Source organism: Novosphingobium sp. B-7 (assembly GCF_000410615.1).
Lineage (GTDB): Bacteria > Pseudomonadota > Alphaproteobacteria > Sphingomonadales > Sphingomonadaceae > Novosphingobium > Novosphingobium capsulatum.
Map to the genome: position 1 here is coordinate 1 of NZ_APCQ01000530.1, position 1,435 is coordinate 1,435.

Consider the following 1,435-nt stretch of genomic DNA (forward strand, 5'->3'; position numbering starts at 1 on the left):
GGTTGCGCATGGCCACCTGCTCGGCCTGGCCGGCAGCGGCCTTGTCCAGCGCGTCCATCGCGGCGGTGGCGGCGGCGCGTTCGGCGTCGGTGGCGGCCAGTGCCGCCAGGCCAACCGCCGCCGGTTCGATCGCCAGGCGCAGGGCATAGATTTCCTCGGCCTCGTCAGCGCTCATCGCGCGGACGAAGTAGCCACGGTTGGCATGGGAAACCAGCAGGTTCTCCTGCTCCAGCCGCGCCAGCGCCTCGCGCAGCGGGATCTTGCTCACGCCAAATTCGGCGGCCAGCGCATCCTGCCGGATCGGCTGGGCCTGCGCCCACTCGCCCGACACCACTTTCTCGCGCACGAGATCGAAAATCCGATCGGCCAGCGTGCGCACAACAAGGCTCATTCCCGCTTACTCCAGCAGCCGCAGCGACGGGGGGCAATTCCTGTTCCGGCCGGGCGCGACCATATATGCCACGCGCCGGTAACCGCAATGCCTGCCGGCGCCCGATCAATGCGTGGTGCTGACCGTCCACGTGGCGCTGGTAATGGCAGCGTGGCGGCCGATATGGGCGGTGATCGCATCGAGATCGGCCGGGTTGGCGGTGGTCGGCACCAGGATCGCGCCAAGTTCGACCTGGGTGTCGCCATCGGTCAGCGTCTCGATCTCGCGGATCGGATAGTGGTGCATGTCGAGTTCCTCGAACAGCAGATCGCGCGCGGTGGCGACGTTTTCCGCCGCGCAGACCACGTGTACGCGATAGAGCGCCTCGGTCTCGCCCGGCGTCAGCGGGCGGCGGTTGACGGCATCGACCAGCGGGCGCAGCAGCGTGTTGCCGGCCAGCACGAAGATCGCAACCAGCACGGCTTCCGCTGGTTTGCGCGCCCCGGCAAAGCTGCCCACCGCCGCACTCGCCCAGAGCGTGGCCGCCGTGTTCAGCCCGCGCACTTGCGTGCCTTCCTTCATGATCACGCCGGCGCCGAGAAAGCCGATGCCCGATACGACATAGGAAATGACCCGCACCCCGCCATCCACCCCGGCAACCCGCAGGCCAAGATCGGTGAACGCGGCCGCGCCCACCGCCACCAGCACATTGGTGCGCAGCCCGGCGGTGCGCTGGCGCCATTGCCTCTCCAGCCCGATCAGCGTGCCCAGCACGAACGCGGTCGACAGGCAGATCAGGCTGGTGATCAGCCCGACCAGATCGACATCGAACAGCGCGGCGATAGAGGCCGGATCGGGCAGGTTATGTGATGCAACGGACATGACCGGCACCTAGATCAGCCGGCCGGAGAATGCCACCCGCCGCCCAGTGCCTCATAGAAGGCGGCGGTATCGCTCAGCCGCGCGGCCTGCGCCTGGGCCAGGGCCTGGTCGGCCTGAAGCAGGGCGATGCGGGCCTGCACTTCGGCCGCCGGGGCCACGGCGCCATCGCGGGCCTGGCGTGCG

2 protein-coding genes are annotated in these 1,435 nt (G+C 69.0%); both read right to left on the reverse strand.

Annotated features, from left to right (window positions below; translation table 11 throughout):
* On the reverse strand, positions 1–391 hold a 391-nt coding region (locus H926_RS0106570), incomplete at its 3' end, for a GntR family transcriptional regulator (protein WP_022675608.1).
* Between the two features lie 105 nt (positions 392–496).
* Positions 497–1,252 (reverse strand): MgtC/SapB family protein, encoded by a 756-nt coding sequence (locus tag H926_RS0106575; RefSeq protein WP_022675609.1) that lies wholly within the window; start codon positions 1,250–1,252, stop codon positions 497–499.
* Positions 1,253–1,435: the final 183 nt, after the last annotated feature.